The organism is Sanguibacter massiliensis (genome assembly GCF_900240335.1).
In the GTDB taxonomy this organism is placed as follows: Bacteria; Actinomycetota; Actinomycetes; order Actinomycetales; family Cellulomonadaceae; genus Flavimobilis; species Flavimobilis massiliensis.
The window spans coordinates 1705389-1721970 of sequence record NZ_LT964979.1 but is presented as its reverse complement, the minus strand read 5'-3'; the positions used below and the strand labels follow the sequence as shown (position 1 = coordinate 1721970).

Genomic DNA, 16582 nt, shown 5'->3' with positions numbered 1-16582 from the left:
TCGCCCGCATGTTCGCGACGACCAGCTGGTGGCACCGCCTCTAGGCGGTGCGTTCGCGACCTCTCACGATCACGGACCGCCCCATGACGGGCGGTCCTTGTGCGTTCCTGGGCCCTCCGTCGGACCTCAGGAGAACTCATGACCAGGTATGACGTCCCCGCTGACGCCCCTGCCCTGCTGCTCGGCCACGATGCTGCGTCGGTGCTCGCCGCGCTGCGGCCGCCGTTCGCGCTGCTCGCCCGCGAGGGCGGTGACGTCGAGGTGCTCACGGGCGACGTCGTCGACGTCGACGTGCTCGACGACGTGCCGTTGCACGACGAGGCGGGGCGCGCGCAGGAGGTGCTCGCGCTCGTGCCGTTCCGGCAGGTGCGCGAGCTCGGCTTCGACGCGGTCGACGACGGGGCGCCGCTGCGCTGCCTCGTCGTCCGTGAGCGGGCGCTCGTCGCGCGGGAGGCCGCGCTTGCGGCTTTGCCGACGGAGGCGGTCGCTGTCGCCGACGACGGGTTCGACCTCGACGACGACGCGTACGCGGACGTCGTGCGACGGGTCGTCGCGGACGAGATCGGGCAGGGCGCGGGCTCGTCGTTCGTCGTGCGTCGGGACCGGCGGGGGAGCGTCGACGCGGATCCGGTGACGGCGGCGCTCACGTGGTTCCGGAGCCTGCTCGGGACCGAGGCCGGCGCGTACTGGACGTTCGCGATCGTCACGGACGATCACGTCGCGGTGGGCGCGACGCCGGAGGTCCACGTGTCGGTGCGGGACGGCGAGGTGAGGATGACGCCGATCTCGGGGACGTTCCGACACGGGGACGCGCCGCCGACGCGTGAAGAGCTGCTCGAGTTCCTCGCGTCGACGAAGGAGACGGAGGAGCTCTTCATGGTCGTCGACGAGGAACTCAAGATGATGAGCGTCGCCTGCCCGGAGGGTGGGCGGGTGTCGGGGCCGCGGCTGCGACCGATGTCGCGTCTCACGCACACCGAGTACGTGCTTGCGGGCCGGACGTCGATGGACCCGCGGGACGTGCTGCGGGCGACGATGTTCGCGCCGACGGTGACGGGCTCGCCGATGCGGTCGGCGTGCACGGTGCTCGCGCGGCACGAGGGGCGAGGGCGGGGGTACTACGCGGGGGTCGCGGCGCTCTTCACGCCCCGGCCGGTGCCCGGCGCGGCCCCGGGCGACGCCGCCCCGGTCGGCGACCCGTCCGTCACGCACGACCTCGACGCGCCGATCCTCATCCGGACCGCGTATCTCGCGGGCGGGCGGCTCACGGTGCCTGCCGCGGCGACGATCGTTCGGCACTCGGACCCGGTCGCGGAGACGGCCGAGACGACGGCGAAGGCCGCGGGCGTGCTCGGGGCGCTCGGGGTCGTGCCGCGGCCCGTGTGCGCCCCGTCCCGGGACCGGGCACACACGGACCCGGACGTGCTCGCCGCGCTCGCGGGTCGCAACGCCCGTCTCGCATCCTTCTGGCTCGAGGATCAGGGCGCACCTGCGGCCGCGCCGGCTGTGGACGCGGGGACGCGGGGAGCCCCTGTGGGCAGCCGCGCACGTGCGGTCGTCGTCGACGCGGAGGACGCGTTCACGACGATGCTCGCCCACCAGCTCCGGCACCTCGGCCTCGACGCGGACGTCGTCCCGTGGGACGCCGTGACGGACGACGAGCTCGACGCGGCCGACCTCGTCGTCGCGGGTCCGGGACCGGGCGACCCGCGCGACGCGTCTCCGCGCCTCGCGCGGCTCCACGACGTCGTCGGGCGACGGCTCGACCAGCAGCGTCCGCTGCTCGCGGTGTGCCTGAGCCACCAGGTTGTCGCGCACCGTCTCGGGCTGCCCATCGAGCCGCTGCCCACGCCCCGGCAGGGCTTGCCGCTCGGGATCGACCTCGACGGCACGCACGCGGTTGTCGGCTTCTACAACACGTTCGCCGCGCGCGTCGTCCCGGGCACGACGACCCTCACGACGGACGCGGGCGAGGTCCGGGTCACGGCCGGGGAGGTGGGTGAGGTGCACGTGCTCCGCGGGCCCTCGTTCGCGAGCGTCCAGGGCCACCTTGAGTCGGTCCTCTCGCGCGACGGCCTCGCGATCCTCCGCACGCTCGTCGAGCACGTCCTCGTGCCCGCCCGCGCGTGACCCGGGCGCCACGGCGGCCCCGCACCCACGAGGGGTGCGGGGCCGCCGCGGCGTGCAGGGTCAGTCGGTGAACGCGTGGTGACCCTTCGAGCGCGTGAGGTGCTCACGCTCCTTGTGGTGCTTCTTGCCCTTCGGAGGCTTCGTCGGCGACGACGCCTTGGGGAGCGAGAGGACCTCGGCGCGTGCGCGCTCGGCCCCGTGGAGGTGCACGATGAGCGCCTTCGTGCCCTTCGTCGCACCCGAGCCGAGCGTGTACCCGATGGTGCCGGGTGCGTCGACGTAGAGCGGCGAGTCGACGACGACGTCGGGGTCGGCGACGTCGTACCGGATCGCGCCGGTCGTGTCGATGTCGTCGCCCGTGTAGCCGGAGAACATGCCGAGCTGGTAGGTGATCGGGAACGACGTCGCGCCGACGGGCATCCCGATCGCTGCCGGGTCCACCGGGATGAGCAGGACGTTCGAGTCGAACACGTTGGTGTCGGTGTCACCCTCGGCGAAGTTCGCGGGGATGACCGACACCGGTGCGCTGGTCCGGAGGTCGACGAGCAGGGCCTCGAGGAGGTCGGTGCCCGGGGCGTTCTGCACGAACACCTCGTAGTCCGCGCGGCCGTCGCCGTCGACGTCGAAGTCGACGTAGGGGATGGTCGTGTTGCCGATCGTCGCCCAGTCGCCCCACGTCGCGAGCCCGAACCACAGGAGGCCGTCGGCGTAGCCGCCCGGTCCGGCGACGGACCCGGCACCGACGTACCTGAGATCCCCGGCCCGCTCGGAGGCGATCGACACGCAGCCGGTCGCCACCGTCGCGGAGCAGCGGGGGAGCCTGCCGGACGTCTCGCCGAGGGTGAGGACCGACGCGAGCGACGTGAACGCGCTCGAGCCGGAGCCCTGGTCGACGCCGGTGCCGCGCAGGCGGATCGCCGGGTCCGACTTCTTCGACGTCTGCACCGACGCGGTCGTCCGCGACGTCGGCTTGGCCGCGCCGTAGACGGGCACGCGGAGCTCGTCGCCCTGCGCGGTGAGCACGAGCCTGCCCGACGCGTCGGCGACGAACTGTCGTGCCTCGGTGCCGCCCGTGTAGGGGTTGACCTGCGTGGTGTCCATCGTCGGGTCGATCGTGCGGCGCAGCTGCGAGGGCCGCACCGTCATCGTCACCGTGACCTTCGCGGTGCCGCCCGCCCGCACCCGCACGCGGGACGGGGAGGCGGTGTACGTGACGCCCGGCTGGGTCGTCGCGGCCTCGTAGGTGACGCGGACGTCCTTCGTCGTGCGGCCCGTGTTGCGGACCGTCACGGTGCGACGCTCGGTGACGGTGCGCTTCGTCACGGGGGCGGCGACGACGCCGAACGACGCGGAGACCGCGCCTGAGCCTGCGGACGCGTACGCGACGAGGTCCGTCGTCACGGCCGAGAGCGCGTCGACGCGGCCGGCGCCGACGCGGGCGGGGCCGTAGATCGTGCCGTCGGCGGTGCGCAGGTCGTGCGTCGCGGTGTTCATGATCGCGGCCTTGATGCGCTCGACGTCCCACGACGGGTGCGTGGCCCGGACGAGCGCGGCGATGCCCGCGACGTGCGGCGCGGCCATCGACGTGCCGTTGATGGTGAGCGAGCCGGAGCCCGTGCCCACGCCGACGGACGTGATCGTGTCCCCCGGCGCGGTGACGTCCGGCTTGACGACGCCGAACGAGCCGTGGACGCCGCGCGACGTGAACGAGCTGATGGTGTCGGCGATCGACGGGGTGACGTCCTTGATGGTGCCGGCGAGGGAGCCGTCGAACGTCACGCGCAGCGTGCCTGCCTCGGCGGCCGGCTGGAGCCGGGTCGTCTGGGCGGCGGGCAGCTGGATGATCGGGATGGCCGCGTTGCCGGAGATCCCGGCGCTGAAGACGTCGAGGCTCGACGTGAAGATCGAGCCGATCGCACCCGCGGCGGTGACGTTGTTCGCACGCCCGGCCGAGCCGCAGCGCCGGGTGGCGTCGTTGTCGTCCCACGAGAGCCAGGCGACCTTGCCGGCGACCTTCGCGGCGTCGGCGGCGCTCAGAGGTGCGCAGCCGTCGGCGTTGGCGCCGCCGAGGATCACGACGTCGCCGCTCACGGGCGGCTTCGTCGCCCAGTCGTACGCGACGGAGAACTGTCCGGACGCGATGCCGGCGACGTTCGCGGGGGCGTCGACCTTGAGGCCGTCGCGGAGCTGGAACGGGTCGACGGAGCTTGCGACGGCGAGGCCGCGCACGGCGTTGCCGGGCGAGCCGCCCGTGTCGGTGAGGTCTCCGTTGTTGCCGGCGGAGAGGACGGGCATGACGCCGTGTTTGGCGAGCTTGTCGATGACGAGGTTCTCGGGGTCGTCGGCGACGCCGTAGTCGGAGCCGAGGGAGAGGTTGACGACGTCGAGGCGGTCGGAGAGGTCGCCGTCGCCGTTGGGGTCGAGCGCGTGGTCGAGCGCGGCGATGACCTCGTTCGTCGAGCCGGTGCACCCGAAGACCTTGAGCGCGTAGAGGCTCGCGTCCGGGGCGACGCCGGGGCCGACGGTCATGTCGAGGAGCCCGGCCTCGGTGAGCGAGGAGTAGTCGCCCGTGAACGTCGTGCCGTCGGCGAGGACGCCCTGGCCGGCGGCGGTGCCGGCGACGTGCGAGCCGTGTCCCTGGCAGTCGAGCGGGTTGGGATCGGGGTGGGGGACGGGCTGGTAGTCGTCGGCGTCGGGGTCGGCGTTGTAGTTGTCGCCAACGAAGTCGTAACCGCCGACGACCTTGGCGGTCGCTGTCCACGGTCCGGAGGAAGCCGCGAGGGCGGCCTCGTAGGCGGCGACCGTGCCGGTGCCGCCGAACCCGGCATGCGTGTAGTCGATGCCGGTGTCGATGACGCCGATCGTCACGCCCTTGCCGGTCTCGCCGAGGTCCTGCCAGGTCTGCAGCGCGCGCGTGAGGGCCGTGGCGCCGGCGTTCGTGGGCTTCTTGGGGATGATCGGCATGATCGCGACGACGTCCGTGCGGTCGGCGAGTTGGACGAGCGTGTCGACGTCGGCGCGGATCGCGACGCCGGGGACGGCGTTGGCGACCTCGTAGAGGGCGGTCGCGCGCTTGTCGGTGCGGCGGGCCTCGGCGAGCACGGAGTCGGCGGTGCGGCCGACGGCGGCACGGCGGTCCTTGACGGCCTTGCGCTTCGCGGTCGTGCCCGTCGCGGCCGCGGCGGAGTCGGCAGCGCCGTCGCCTGCGAGCTGGACGAACACCGAGCGGGTCCCCGTGAGGGTGCCGAGCCCGCCGAGGATCTTCGCGTCCTTGCCGAGCGTGCGTGGTGCGGCGGTGGGTGCGGGGGACGCGGTGCCCCCGGGATCGTCGGCCGCGGCGGCGGTCGTGGTGGCACCGACGGTGCCGACGGCGAGCGCTGCGGTAACGGTGGTGACGAGCCAGGCGCCTGGGCGCCGTGAGGCACGTGAGGTCATGCGGTCCTCCGGTGGTCGGCGGGCCGACGCGGACGCACGTGGCGTGCGCGCGGGTGCGACGGCGCAGCCACGCCGAGGCGCCCCGGCGCACGACGTCGGGCGCCCGGTCCCGCCACGAGCGTGCGTCAGCTCTCGGGAGTCCGCAATCGGAGCGGTTGCGCGGTAGGGATGACCTGCGGGAACGTCCGTTGGCCCGCGACCGCAGGGGAGGTCCGGGAGAAATACTGCAGCCCCCGCACGTGGACGGTGCGGGGGCTGCGCTGGTACTGCCTGGGTGCTGCGGGGCGTCAGGCCTGCTTGATGGCCGAGACGTCGAGCGCGATGGCGACCTTGTCGGAGACGAGGACGCCGCCGGCCTCGAGCGCGGCGTTCCACGTGATGCCCCACTCCTTGCGGGAGATCGTCGTCGAGGCCTCGAACGCGGCGCGCGGGTTGCCGAACGGGTCGGTCGCGGAGCCGGTGTACTCGAGGTTGAGCGTCACGGGCTTGGTGACACCGGCGATGGTGAGGTCGCCGACGACCTTGAAGTCGTCGCCGTCAGCGGTGACGGACGTCGAGGAGAACGTCCACGTCGGGTTGACGTCGGTCGAGAAGAAGTCGGCGGACTGGAGGTGGCCGTCGCGGCCGGCGTCGCCCGTCGAGATCGCGGTCGCGTCGAGCGTCGCGGTGACCGAGGACGACTCGACGTCGTCGCCGACGACGATCGTGGCCTCGGTGACGGGGACGGTGCCGCGGACCTTGGAGATGCCAGCGTGGCGGACGGTGAAGCTAGCCTGGGTGTGGGTGGGGTCGGCGACGTAGGTGCCGGGGGTGAGGTTCGTGGGCAGCGCGGTCATGGGGTCCTCCTCGTGGATGCGCGGTCGATCCACCTGCATCGGTTGTTGCTTCAAGTGAATCTTCAATCAGATTAGCCCGCATGGCGCGTGTCCGCAAGACTGGTAGCGGAATTGTCCGGAACCCGACACGGAGGCTTCATGCCCGAGGCACCCGCACGCTGGCTCGACGACACCGAGCAGGCCACGTGGCGCGCCTACCTCGAGGGCTCCACACGCCTCGCCGAGGCACTGAGCCGCCAGCTCGAGACCGAGCACGGCCTCACCCCCGGCGAGTACGCCGTCCTCGTCCGGCTCGACGAGACCGCCGACGGAACCCTCCGCATGTCCGAGCTCGCCGACTCCCTCGCCCACTCCCGCAGCCGCACGACCCACACGGTCCGACGGCTCGAGAGCCGCGGGCTCGTCCGCCGCGCCGCATGCCAGGCCGACGGCCGCGGCGTCAACGCCGAGCTCACCGACGCCGGCCGCGCCGCCCTCGTCGCCGCAGCGCCCAGCCACGTCGCAGCAGTCCGGCACCACCTCGTCGACCTCCTCAGCCCCGCCGAGGCCGCCGTGCTCACCGACGTCATGCGACGCGTCGCCGCAGCCACACGCTGACACCTCCGCACCTCCCTGCGGTCGCGCCCCCGCTCCGCCGGGAACCACCGCGTGCCCCGGACGTTCAACCCGAGAGAACCCGGACGCGGCCCACGTCACACCCCGACCGGGACCGAGGTCCCACGAACTCTGGAAACATGGAGACATGGCACTGACGACGGTCCACCTCATGCGCCACGGTGAGGTCCACAACCCCGAGGGCATCCTCTACGGACGCCTGCCCGGCTACCACCTCTCCGAGCGCGGCCACGCAATGGCCCGCACGGTTGCCGCCCACTTCGCAGGCGAGCGCGTCCCGACGACCCCCGACGACGTCGAGCCCGTCCGGCACGACATCACGCACGTCATCGCGTCCCCGCTCCAGCGCGCGCAGGAGACCGCGACCCCCATCGCGGAAGCCTTCGGGCTCGAGCTCGGCACCGACGAGCGCCTCATCGAGGCCGGCAACTACTTCGAGGGCATGACCTTCGGTGTCGGCGACGGCTCCCTGCGCCACCCCCAGCACTGGCCCAAGCTGTGGAACCCCTGGCGCCCGTCATGGGGTGAGGCCTACAAGGACCAGGTCGCGCGCATGCGCGCCGCGATCGACGACGCCCGCCGCCTCGCCGAGGGCCACGAGGTCGTCCTCGTCTCCCACCAGCTGCCCGTGTGGATCACACGCTCCTCCTTCGAGGGCCGTCGCTACCTCCACGACCCGCGCAAGCGTGAGTGCTCGCTCGCGTCCGTGACCTCGCTGCGCTTCGACGGCGACCGCTACGTCGGCCTCAGCTACACCGAGCCCGCCGCCGACCTGCTCCCGGGCGCCAACAAGGTGGCGGGCGCGTGAGCATGCGTCACCGCCTCCTCGCCGTGGCCGCGCTCGCGGCCACGGCGCTCGCGCTCGCCGGCTGCACGCCGGGCGGCGACTCGACGGGCCAGGTCGCCAACCCCGGCTACGTGTCGGGCGACGGGTCGACCCGCCAGTGGGCGGTCGCCGAGCGCGGTGAGCCCGTGACGCTCACCGGCACCGACTATGCGGGCGACCCCGTCGACACGAGCGCGTGGCTCGGCGACGTCGTCGTCGTCAACACGTGGTTCGCGGCCTGCCCGCCGTGCCGCGTCGAGGCCCCCGACCTCGCGGCGATCGCCGCCGAGCGCGCCGACGAGGGCGTCCACCTCCTCGGCCTCAACCGCACCGACGACGCGGGTGCCGCCCAGGCCTTCGAGAAGAACTTCGAGATCCCGTACCCGTCGATCGACGACCGCACGGGCGCCGCGACGGCCGCCCTCCAGGGCGTCGCGCCGATCGCCGCGACCCCCACGACGCTCGTCCTCGACCGGCAGGGCCGCGTCGCGGCCCGCATCCTCGGCCTGCTCGAGCGGTCGACGCTCGACGCGATGATCGACGACGTCCTCGCCGAGCAGGCGTGAACGTGCCCGCGGACGTCCCGATGACCGTCCTCGCCTCCGCGGGCGAGACGGTCTTCTCGGGCTCGCTCCTGCTTGCGCTGCCGGTCGCGCTGCTCGCGGGCCTCGTGTCGTTCGCGTCGCCGTGCGTGCTGCCGCTCCTGCCGGGGTACCTCGGGTTCCTCGGGGGCATGGCGGGGCAGGGCCCGACGCGCCCCGCACCGGCCGGTGACGGCGGGACGACGACCGCCGTCGCAGCCCCGCGCCGCGGCCGCCTCCTGCTCGGCGTCGCGCTCTTCGTCCTCGGCTTCACCGTCGTCTTCGTCGCGTACGGCGCGCTCTTCGGCACGGTCGGTGCGCAGCTCGCGCAGCACCAGCAGACGATCACGCGCTGGCTCGGCATCGTCGTCATCCTCATGGGCCTCGCGTTCCTCGGCGCCTTTGCACCCCTGCAACGCACCGTGCGCCTGCCCGTCGTCCCGACCGCCGGCCTCGGCGGAGCACCCCTGCTCGGCATCGTCTTCGGCCTCGGCTGGACGCCGTGCATGGGGCCGACGCTCGTCGCGATCTCGGCGCTGTCCCTCGAGCAGGGCACCGCGGCGCGCGGCGCGATCCTTGCGGTCGCCTACTGCCTCGGCCTCGGCCTGCCGTTCTGCGGCATCGCCCTCGGCCTCGACTCCTCGACGAAGATGGTGGACCTCATGCGCGCGCACCGCGTCGGCATCTCCCGCGCGGGCGGGATCATGCTCGTGCTCATCGGCCTCGCGCTCGTCACGGGCCTCTGGGCGAGCTGGACGCAGTCCCTCGCGGGACTCATCGGCGGATTCGAGACGGTCCTGTGAGCGGCTACCGCCCCGAGGGCATCGAGAACGCGTTCGCCGAGGACGGCGCGCCCGCACCCGCGTCCCGCCCGTCGGGCGAGCTGCCCGCGCTCGGCGTCGTCGGCTGGCTCCGCTGGGGCTGGCGCCAGCTCACGAGCATGCGCGTCGCGCTCCTGCTCCTCATGCTCCTCGCGGTCGCCGCGGTGCCCGGCTCGACGATCCCGCAGCGTCCGCAGGACCCGTCGAAGGTCGTCGAGTTCTTCGACGACAACCCGGGCGTCGCGCCGTGGCTCGACAAGCTCCAGATGTTCGACGTCTACGGCTCGGTGTGGTTCTCCGCGATCTACCTGCTGCTCTTCGTCTCGCTCGTCGGCTGCATCCTGCCGCGCGCCAAGGTCCACTGGGTCGCGCTGCGTGCTCGTCCGCCCCGCACACCGCGCCGCATGGGCCGCTACCCCGCGCAGGGGTCGCGCGTCTACGCCGCGTCGTACACCCCCGCGCAGGTGGCTGACGCGGCCGCCGCGCACCTGCGCGGCCGCGGCCCGCTGCCGCGCTTCCGCGTCGAGCAGGGCACGGAGACGAGCGCCGGCGCCCGCGCGCCCGAGGGCGAGCCCGGGCCCGTCCACGTCGTCGCCGCCGAGCGCGGCTACCTCCGCGAGACCGGCAACATCATCTTCCACCTCGCGCTCGTCGGACTGCTTGTCGCCGTGGGCCTCGGCCAGGCGTTCCAGTACCGTGGGCAGGCGATCGTCGTCCAGGGGCGCGGGTTCGCGAACTCCGTGAGCGCCTACGACACGTTCAGCGAGGGCCCGTGGTTCCGTGAGGAGAACCTGCCGCCGTTCACGATGGTGCTCGACGACTTCACGTCGACGTTCACGGACGACGCGATGCCTGTCGCGAAGGACTTCACGGCGTTCGTCTCCGTGACGGACCCCGCCGGGACGCGGCCGGAGACCATCAAGGTCAACCATCCGTTGACGATCGAGGGCGCCAAGGTCTACCTCCAGGGCAACGGCTACGCTCCGCGCCTCACGGTGAAGGACGCCGACGGCAACGTGACGTTCGCCGGCACGGTGCCGTTCATCCCCGAGGACCAGGTGTACACGTCCCGCGGCGTCGTCAAGGTGCCCGACGTCGTGGCGGGTGAGCAGATCGGCCTCGTCGGCTACCTCCTGCCGACCGCGCAGCTCTCCGCGCAGGGCGTGCGCTCGCTCCACCCCGACCTCCTCAACCCCGTCCTCGTCCTCACCGTGTGGACGGGGGACCTCGGGCTCGACGACGGCGTGCCGCAGAACGTCTACGAGCTCGAGACCGAGAAGATGACGCAGGCGCGCACGGCCGACGGCCAGCCGGTGACGCTCATGCTCGCACCGGGCACGACCGTCGACCTGCCGGACGGGCTCGGCACGCTCACGCTCGACGACATCCCGCGGTTCGTGGCGCTCGACCTGCGTCATGACCCGGCGCTCACGTGGATCGCGATCTTCGCGTTCACCGCGATCGGCGGGCTCATGCTCTCGCTCTTCACGCCGCGCCGCCGCGTGTGGCTGCGCGTGAGCACCCGTTCCGACGGTGATGGCCCCGCGCGTACAGTGGTCGAGGCCGCCGGCTTGGCGCGCACGGACGATGCAGGCCTGCAGCCCGAGGTCGACGCTCTGCTCGCGTTCCTCGACACCCGTGACCCTGCGCCGGACGACCGTCCGGCGGTGGACGACTCGGCGCCGGACGACAGCCCGGCGACCGCCGACCTTGGAGAGACCCGATGACGACCGTCGGTGAGATGAGCGACCTCCTTGCCTGGGGGACCGCGAGCGCCTACGCGATCGCGTTCGTTGCGTTCGCGATCGACCTCTCGGGGCGCCTCGGCGTCCGGTCCGTCGCCCGTGAGAAGGTCTTGGCCGCGGCGACGCCTGCCTCGGGTGCGTCGACCGTCGCCACGGACGTCGTTGACCCCGCGGTCCGCGACACGACGAGCGCGGGCGCGGTCTCCGAGGTCACGGCTCGTCGGGCCGCGTCCCTCACCTCCCCGTGGAAGGCGTGGAGCGTCTCGAAGCCGCTCGCGATCGCCATGTCTGTCGCGTGGATGGGTCTCGCGCTCCACCTCGCCGCGGTCGTGACGCGCGGCCTCGCGGCGGGACGCGCACCGTGGGCGAACCTCTACGAGTTCGTGCTCGTCGGGGCGTTCTTCGCGATGGCCGTGTTCCTCGTCGTGCAGACGCGCTGGGAGATCCGCTTCCTCGGCACGATCGTCTCCGGCCTGTCGACGATCGCGATCGTCGTGGCGCTCAACGCGTTCCACGTCGAGGCGGCCGGGGTGCAGCCAGCGTTGCAGTCGTACTGGCTCGTCATCCACGTCGGGATCGCGGTGCTCGCGACGGGCATCTTCACGGTCGCGTTCGCGGCGTCGGTCACGCAGCTGCTGCGTGACTCGCGCGACGAGGGCTCGCCGATGCTTGCGTCGCGCACGTGGTCGTGGCTCGACCAGGTACCGACGGCGGCGCAGCTCGAGCTGCTGAGCTTCCGCATCAACGCGGTGGGCTTCGTCCTGTGGACGTTCACGATCGTCTCGGGTTCGGTGTGGGCCGAGGACGCGTGGGGCCGCTACTGGGGCTGGGACCCCAAGGAGGTCTGGTCGTTCGTCATCTGGGTCGTCTACGCGGCGTACCTGCACGCGCGGACGACGCGCGGCTGGTCGGGTCGTCGGGCGGCGTGGTTCGTCGTCGTCGGCTACGCGTGCGTGCTCTTCAACTTCACGGGTGTCAACTTGCTCTTCAGCGGCAAGCACTCCTACTCGGGCGTCTAGCTTCATCAACACGACCGTAGTGCCCGATATCATCGATGGTCGCTAGAATGTATACATCATGATTTGTCCGGTGATGCTGTAGGCGCCATGTCGAATCGATGAGCGGTTCGGGCGAAGATGGGAGTTGAGCGTGAAGAGAAGCGCTGGAGTGGCCTTTTGCTTGGCCGTCGCGGCAGCATCTTGGTGCGGTGTCGTGGGTGCGACGAGTGCGACTGCGAAGTCGACGTCGACTGATGATCTCGTTGAGAGCGTGCTGGCGAGTGACGAGCTCGGGCTCTACCTGGCGTACGACAGCCCGCAGAAGGGATTTGAGGCTGTACGCGATGCGGTTCCCGAGGTTGATGCCCTATTGTCCCGACGGGATGCGAGTTCTGCGCTTGTCGAGCACTACCAGGAACTTGACCTCGTGGAGACCTCTAAGAGTGACCCCTTCTCCACTATTCGAGTAGCATTCTTTGAACTGCTGCTCGCGCAGCCTGAAGTGGTGGAGTCTGTCTCTGATGCCGAGCGAGTAGCGCTGCACGAAGAAGTCCTTGATTCGTGGGCGTTGAAGCTCAGTATCGATGGCGCTGACCATTATGGCACGACGACCTCCGCATTCTTGGGGTTGCGTTCGCTCGCGGCCGCGGACGATGCTGTCGCACTTGACGTTTCCCAGGATTCGGTCGCATCAGAGTTTCTTGAAGAGGGTATTCTGGAATCTTTCGATACGCGCGATAGCAGCGAGTTGCTTACGAGTATTCCTGAGCGGCTCGTAGAGAGTTTGCCGGAACGGATGAAGCGTACAGTGCGCCTTCCCTCTGGCGGGGAGGGGCTTGCTCGCTCTGCTGGGCGCGAAGCATACTTTGGCGCAAGCGGGGGAGTGCTGACGGCAGGCAATGTGGCCGCTCTCGCTAAGAGTTACGGATCGACAAAGGTGTACACCCCGCGAGGTGCTGCAGTTCCGGCGCTGCGATGGTCAGGCCAGGACTTTACGGCGGCCGAGAAGTCGCAGGCTAACTCCTGGGTCAAACGAGCGTATCCAAGTGTTGAGGTGATCGGGTCGGCTACAATGAAGTACAACTGCCACTCTTATGCTTGGCATAAGCAGTCGACGGCGAACGATGTCTGGATCAATCTGCCAATCGTGCATCCGTATATTTCCGACGGAAGTTATGTACGTACCGCTTACACGAAGTACATTAATACGATCCCGAATGTTCCGAATGGCGTGAGAGTGTACTACTACGGGGGCGATCATTCTGCTGTCAAGACGTCGTCCACGCATTTCTTGTCGAAGTGGGGTCAGCTTGGCCTTATCAAGCATCGGCCGACGGCTACTCCATACACGGGAGTTACCCAATTGAACTATTTCAGGCGAGCGTGAACGCTATGTTGGAGATACCTGTGGGTTGTGGCGTTTCAAGGATGCTCCGTGGGGTCTGCCTGGCGCTGTCGTTGGGGACTGCAGTATTGCTTTGCTCCGGGTGCGGAGACGGCACAGGAGATGCCACGCTGCCCCCGTCGGCTTCGACTGCGGCGTCCGAGGGCGCATGCTCGCCGACGCTCGTCGAGAGCGCGGACCGCGACGCCATGATCGGCGACCTGCTGGATTCCGATAAGGTGGGTCTCCACCTTGTCTACGAGACGCGCCAAGAAGGTATTGATCGGGTTCGGGGGCAGTGGCCTGAGCTTGATGAACTCCTCAAACGAGAGGACGTTTCGGATCTCCTCGTTGGCTACTACGCCGACCTCGACCTCGTGGAAGCCCGCGAGAACTTCGAGTTCCCGACGCTCTCGGTCACGCTGCTGGAGTCGCTACTTGCGCAGCCCGAGGTCCTCGACTGCCTTGAGTCGGACGGCCGTGCCGAGCTCGCGGAGGCAATTGTGGCCCAGTGGTACACAAAGTTCGAGCTCGGGGGTGGGGACGAGTTCGGCATCATTAACGGCGCGTTCCCCGCAGTGCGTCTGCTCCAGGTCGATTCTGACGACTTCCGCGAGACGGTGAGGTCCTCGACGGGCCTGGAGTCCTTCGCGGCGTTGGGCCGGGTGGACCTGCTCACGGATGCGGACCTGGGCGTCCTCGACACCGTGCCCGAGCGACTCACCGCGCAGTATAGCCTCTCCTGAACCTCACTCTGACCCGTAGCCCCTGTGCACCATTCGATGGTGCACAGGGGCTACGAGTTGTTGAGTGGGGTTAGCTGGAGAAGTGGAAGCCCTCGCTCGGCTGGACGACGACGACACCCTGGCCGCCGAACGCGAGCTGGAACGTCTCGCCCGAGCCGCCGCGGAGCAGGGAGCCGAGGCCGCCCGTGTCGACCTTGACGTTCATCTGCACGCCGCCCGTCCACAGGACGACGGCCTGCGGGTCCCCAAAGGTCGGAGCCTCGGTGACATCGAGCGCAACCGGCTCGCCAGCGGTCGTCACGGCGATGTAGCCCGTGCCCTGGCACACGACGTTCGACAACCCGCCCGCGGCCATGCCGGCGCCGGGCTTGATCATCTTGATGTCCCACTGGATGGAGTCGGAGATCGCGAGGACGCTCGCGCCGTTGATCGAGATCATGTCGTTCTCGAGGTAGATGATCTGCACGTTCTGCGCGAGGTCCGCGAGGAAGAGCTGGCCGGAGCCGGAGCACTTCATGAGGTCAAGGCCCTCACCCGTGACCGCGGCCTTGAGGAAGCGTGCCGCGCCCTGGCCCTTCTTCTCGAAGCGTACGTCGCCCTGGTAGGCGACCATCGCGCCCGAGCGTGACCAGACGGGGCCGAAGCCCATGTTGATCTTGAGCATCTTGCTGCCCTGCAGGCTGAACTGGTCCTGCGAGGTGTTCTCGGCGAACTGCTGGAACAGGGCTCCGTAGAGCGTCATGCTGCACCCCCTGGGTCGTGGTCCCCGTGCGGGACCTCCGCGGCAAAGATAGCGGCGCGGACGGTGGTGCGCGCGCCGACGCCCCGGCGGTGCGCGCGGGTCAGCGGCTGCTGTCGTCCGAGGTCGGAGGGGTCGAGCCGTCGGTGCCCGTCTCGCCGGCGCGGCGGCGGCGCTCCTGCTCGAGGCGCCAGAGGAACTCGGGGTCGTCGTCGGGCGCGAGGGGGCCCTGCCGGCCCGGTGCGGGGTGGCCGCCGGGGGCGGTACGCGGGCCCGAGCGGGGCCCGCCGAGCGCCTCGCCGCGGCTGCGGCGACCGTTGACGCTCACGGCGAACCACACGACGGAGCCGAGCACCGGGATGAGCACGACGAGGACGAGCCAGATACCGCGCGGCAGGCCGTGGAGGTCCTCGTCGGGCGCGTTGATGATGTCGGTGACCGTATAGACGACGACCGCGACGAGCAGCAGGAACCCGAGGTAGCGCATGGGGCCACCCTAGTGCGCCTAGGCTGGGACCGTGCCTCTCGTCGTCTACACGCTGTGGCGTGTGCTCATCTTCGTCGTGCTCCTGCCCGTGCTGTGGCTCCTCGGTGCGCGTGACGTCCTGTGGCTGCTGCTCGCGGTGCTGCTGACGTTCCTCATCTCGATCGTCGCGCTGCGCCCGCAGCGCGACAGGGCGTCGGTCTGGCTCGCGGAGCGGGCCGCAGCGCGCAAGCAGCGTCGTGCCGAGGGTACGGACGACCCGGACGCGGAGGCCGAGGACGCGGAGGCCGACGGTCTCTGACCGGCCTACAGCGCGAGGCCCAGGCCCAGGAGTGCGCCGAGCGCGAGCTCGTAAAATCCCGTCCCGCCGAGGACGGGGACGAGCAGCTTGCCGCGTGCGCCCGCGAGTACGGGGATGCACAGCAGCACGACGGGCAGCCCGAGCAGCGCGACGCCCAGTACCCACGGTGACGCGAAGACGCACGTGAGCGCGAGGACCCACGACCCGGCGACCATCGCGACGTAGGCGCGCCGGGCCTTGTGGTCGCCGAGCCGTACCGCGAGCGTCCGCTTGCCCGCGACGACGTCGGTCGGGATGTCGCGGATGTTGTTGACCATGAGGATCGCGCACGCGACGAGGCCGATCGCGACGGCGCCGACGACCGACGGCCAGGTGACGTGGCCGACCTGCGTGTACGTCGTGCCGATCGTCGCGACGAGGCCGAAGAACACGAACACGAAGATCTCGCCGAGCCCGAGGTACCCGTAGGGCTTCGAGCCGCCCGTGTAGAACCAGCCGGCAGCGACGCACGCGGCACCGACGGCGAGCAGCCACCACTGCCCTGAGAGTGCGACGAGCCACAGGCCGAGCAGCGCCCCGACGCCGAACGCCGCGAACGCGGCGAGCCTCACCTGCTTCGCGGGCGCGAGCAGTGAGGCCGTGAGCCGCAGCGGACCGACCCGGTCGGCGTCCGTGCCGCGGACGCCGTCGGAATAGTCGTTCGCATAGTTGACGCCCACCTGGAGCGCGAGCGCGACCCCGAGCGCGAGGAGCGCCCGGCCGCCGTCGAACGCGCCCGCGTGCGCGGCAGCGCCCGAGCCGACGAGGACGGGGGCGGCGGCGGCGGGCAGGGTGCGGGGGCGCGCTCCGGCGACCCACTGCGCTGGTGTGGCCATGCCCCGAGGGTATCCGCCCCGTCCGCGCGGCCCGGCATGCGGGCGCGGAGGTGCGGCGTGACGTGT

At 70.8% G+C, this 16582-nt stretch carries 15 protein-coding genes; 10 read left to right on the top strand and 5 right to left on the bottom strand.

Features of this window, described 5'->3' with window-relative positions; all coding sequences use genetic code 11:
* Positions 1–138: 138 nt before the first annotated feature.
* Entirely contained in the window at positions 139–2130 is a 1992-nt protein-coding gene (locus C1729_RS08010) for an anthranilate synthase family protein (RefSeq protein WP_102509483.1), read from the top strand.
* A 60-nt stretch (positions 2131–2190) separates the two neighbouring features.
* Here the strand turns inward: C1729_RS08010 and C1729_RS15195 are convergent, their stop codons facing one another.
* Together C1729_RS15195 and C1729_RS08000 are read right to left on the bottom strand one after the other, a co-directional pair.
* Positions 2191–5565, bottom strand: coding sequence for a S8 family peptidase (locus C1729_RS15195; protein WP_102509482.1), 3375 nt, complete (start codon positions 5563–5565; stop codon positions 2191–2193).
* Positions 5566–5852: 287 nt separating this feature from the next.
* Positions 5853–6401 carry a YceI family protein gene (locus C1729_RS08000; protein WP_102509481.1) on the bottom strand — a complete coding sequence of 183 codons (549 nt, stop codon included), beginning with the start codon at positions 6399–6401 and terminating at the stop codon, positions 5853–5855.
* A 138-nt stretch (positions 6402–6539) separates the two neighbouring features.
* Here C1729_RS08000 and C1729_RS07995 point away from each other — a divergent pair, with 138 nt between their 5' ends.
* From C1729_RS07995 to C1729_RS07965, 8 genes are all read left to right on the top strand, one after another.
* The gene (locus C1729_RS07995) at positions 6540–6998 is read left to right on the top strand and encodes a MarR family winged helix-turn-helix transcriptional regulator (RefSeq protein WP_102509480.1); all 459 of its coding nucleotides are present in this window, start codon (positions 6540–6542) and stop codon (positions 6996–6998) included.
* Between the two features lie 145 nt (positions 6999–7143).
* Entirely contained in the window at positions 7144–7824 is a 681-nt protein-coding gene (locus C1729_RS07990) for a histidine phosphatase family protein (RefSeq protein ID WP_102509479.1), read from the top strand.
* A gap of 2 nt (positions 7825–7826) precedes the next feature.
* Complete coding sequence (locus C1729_RS07985; protein WP_102509478.1) at positions 7827–8408, top strand: TlpA family protein disulfide reductase; 582 nt, start codon at positions 7827–7829, stop codon at positions 8406–8408.
* Positions 8409–8428: 20 nt separating this feature from the next.
* Complete coding sequence (locus C1729_RS07980; protein ID WP_102510587.1) at positions 8429–9226, top strand: cytochrome c biogenesis CcdA family protein; 798 nt, start codon at positions 8429–8431, stop codon at positions 9224–9226.
* On the top strand, positions 9223–10971 hold the full coding sequence (gene resB, locus C1729_RS07975; protein ID WP_102509477.1) for a cytochrome c biogenesis protein ResB: 1749 nt from the start codon (positions 9223–9225) through the stop codon (positions 10969–10971). Before C1729_RS07980 ends, resB begins: the two co-directional genes overlap by 4 nt.
* The gene (ccsB, locus tag C1729_RS07970) at positions 10968–12008 is read left to right on the top strand and encodes a c-type cytochrome biogenesis protein CcsB (RefSeq protein WP_102509476.1); all 1041 of its coding nucleotides are present in this window, start codon (positions 10968–10970) and stop codon (positions 12006–12008) included. The genes resB and ccsB overlap by 4 nt, the downstream gene beginning before the upstream one ends.
* 193 nt (positions 12009–12201) lie before the next feature.
* The gene (locus C1729_RS14330) at positions 12202–13374 is read left to right on the top strand and encodes a DUF7689 domain-containing protein (protein ID WP_129590697.1); all 1173 of its coding nucleotides are present in this window, start codon (positions 12202–12204) and stop codon (positions 13372–13374) included.
* Positions 13371–14117 carry a hypothetical protein gene (locus C1729_RS07965; RefSeq protein ID WP_129590696.1) on the top strand — a complete coding sequence of 249 codons (747 nt, stop codon included), beginning with the start codon at positions 13371–13373 and terminating at the stop codon, positions 14115–14117. Before C1729_RS14330 ends, C1729_RS07965 begins: the two co-directional genes overlap by 4 nt.
* Before the next feature lie 70 nt (positions 14118–14187).
* Here the strand turns inward: C1729_RS07965 and C1729_RS07960 are convergent, their stop codons facing one another.
* Together C1729_RS07960 and C1729_RS07955 are read right to left on the bottom strand one after the other, a co-directional pair.
* A complete protein-coding gene (locus C1729_RS07960; protein ID WP_102509474.1) occupies positions 14188–14859 on the bottom strand; it encodes an AIM24 family protein in 672 nt (223 codons plus the stop codon).
* A 100-nt stretch (positions 14860–14959) separates the two neighbouring features.
* Positions 14960–15343 (bottom strand): PLDc N-terminal domain-containing protein, encoded by a 384-nt coding sequence (locus C1729_RS07955; RefSeq protein WP_102509473.1) that lies wholly within the window; start codon positions 15341–15343, stop codon positions 14960–14962.
* Positions 15344–15374: 31 nt separating this feature from the next.
* On the opposite strand from C1729_RS07955, the gene C1729_RS07950 reads away from it, so the two are divergent.
* The gene (locus C1729_RS07950) at positions 15375–15641 is read left to right on the top strand and encodes a DUF4229 domain-containing protein (protein ID WP_102509472.1); all 267 of its coding nucleotides are present in this window, start codon (positions 15375–15377) and stop codon (positions 15639–15641) included.
* A 5-nt stretch (positions 15642–15646) separates the two neighbouring features.
* Here C1729_RS07950 and C1729_RS07945 read toward each other — a convergent pair whose 3' ends face one another.
* Entirely contained in the window at positions 15647–16516 is an 870-nt protein-coding gene (locus C1729_RS07945) for a 1,4-dihydroxy-2-naphthoate polyprenyltransferase (protein ID WP_102509471.1), read from the bottom strand.
* Positions 16517–16582: the final 66 nt, after the last annotated feature.

Bases quoted from the DNA above. Each gene is read 5' to 3' on its own strand.
- C1729_RS08010 (WP_102509483.1), top strand. From the start codon at position 139: ATGACCAGGTATGACGTCCCCGCTGACGCCCCTGCCCTGCTGCTCGGC.
- C1729_RS15195 (WP_102509482.1), bottom strand. From the start codon at position 5,565: ATGACCTCACGTGCCTCACGGCGCCCAGGCGCCTGGCTCGTCACCACC.
- C1729_RS08000 (WP_102509481.1), bottom strand. From the start codon at position 6,401: ATGACCGCGCTGCCCACGAACCTCACCCCCGGCACCTACGTCGCCGAC.
- C1729_RS07995 (WP_102509480.1), top strand. From the start codon at position 6,540: ATGCCCGAGGCACCCGCACGCTGGCTCGACGACACCGAGCAGGCCACG.
- C1729_RS07990 (WP_102509479.1), top strand. From the start codon at position 7,144: ATGGCACTGACGACGGTCCACCTCATGCGCCACGGTGAGGTCCACAAC.
- C1729_RS07985 (WP_102509478.1), top strand. From the start codon at position 7,827: ATGCGTCACCGCCTCCTCGCCGTGGCCGCGCTCGCGGCCACGGCGCTC.
- C1729_RS07980 (WP_102510587.1), top strand. From the start codon at position 8,429: ATGACCGTCCTCGCCTCCGCGGGCGAGACGGTCTTCTCGGGCTCGCTC.
- ccsB (WP_102509476.1), top strand. From the start codon at position 10,968: ATGACGACCGTCGGTGAGATGAGCGACCTCCTTGCCTGGGGGACCGCG.
- C1729_RS07960 (WP_102509474.1), bottom strand. From the start codon at position 14,859: ATGACGCTCTACGGAGCCCTGTTCCAGCAGTTCGCCGAGAACACCTCG.
- C1729_RS07955 (WP_102509473.1), bottom strand. From the start codon at position 15,343: ATGCGCTACCTCGGGTTCCTGCTGCTCGTCGCGGTCGTCGTCTATACG.
- C1729_RS07945 (WP_102509471.1), bottom strand. From the start codon at position 16,516: ATGGCCACACCAGCGCAGTGGGTCGCCGGAGCGCGCCCCCGCACCCTG.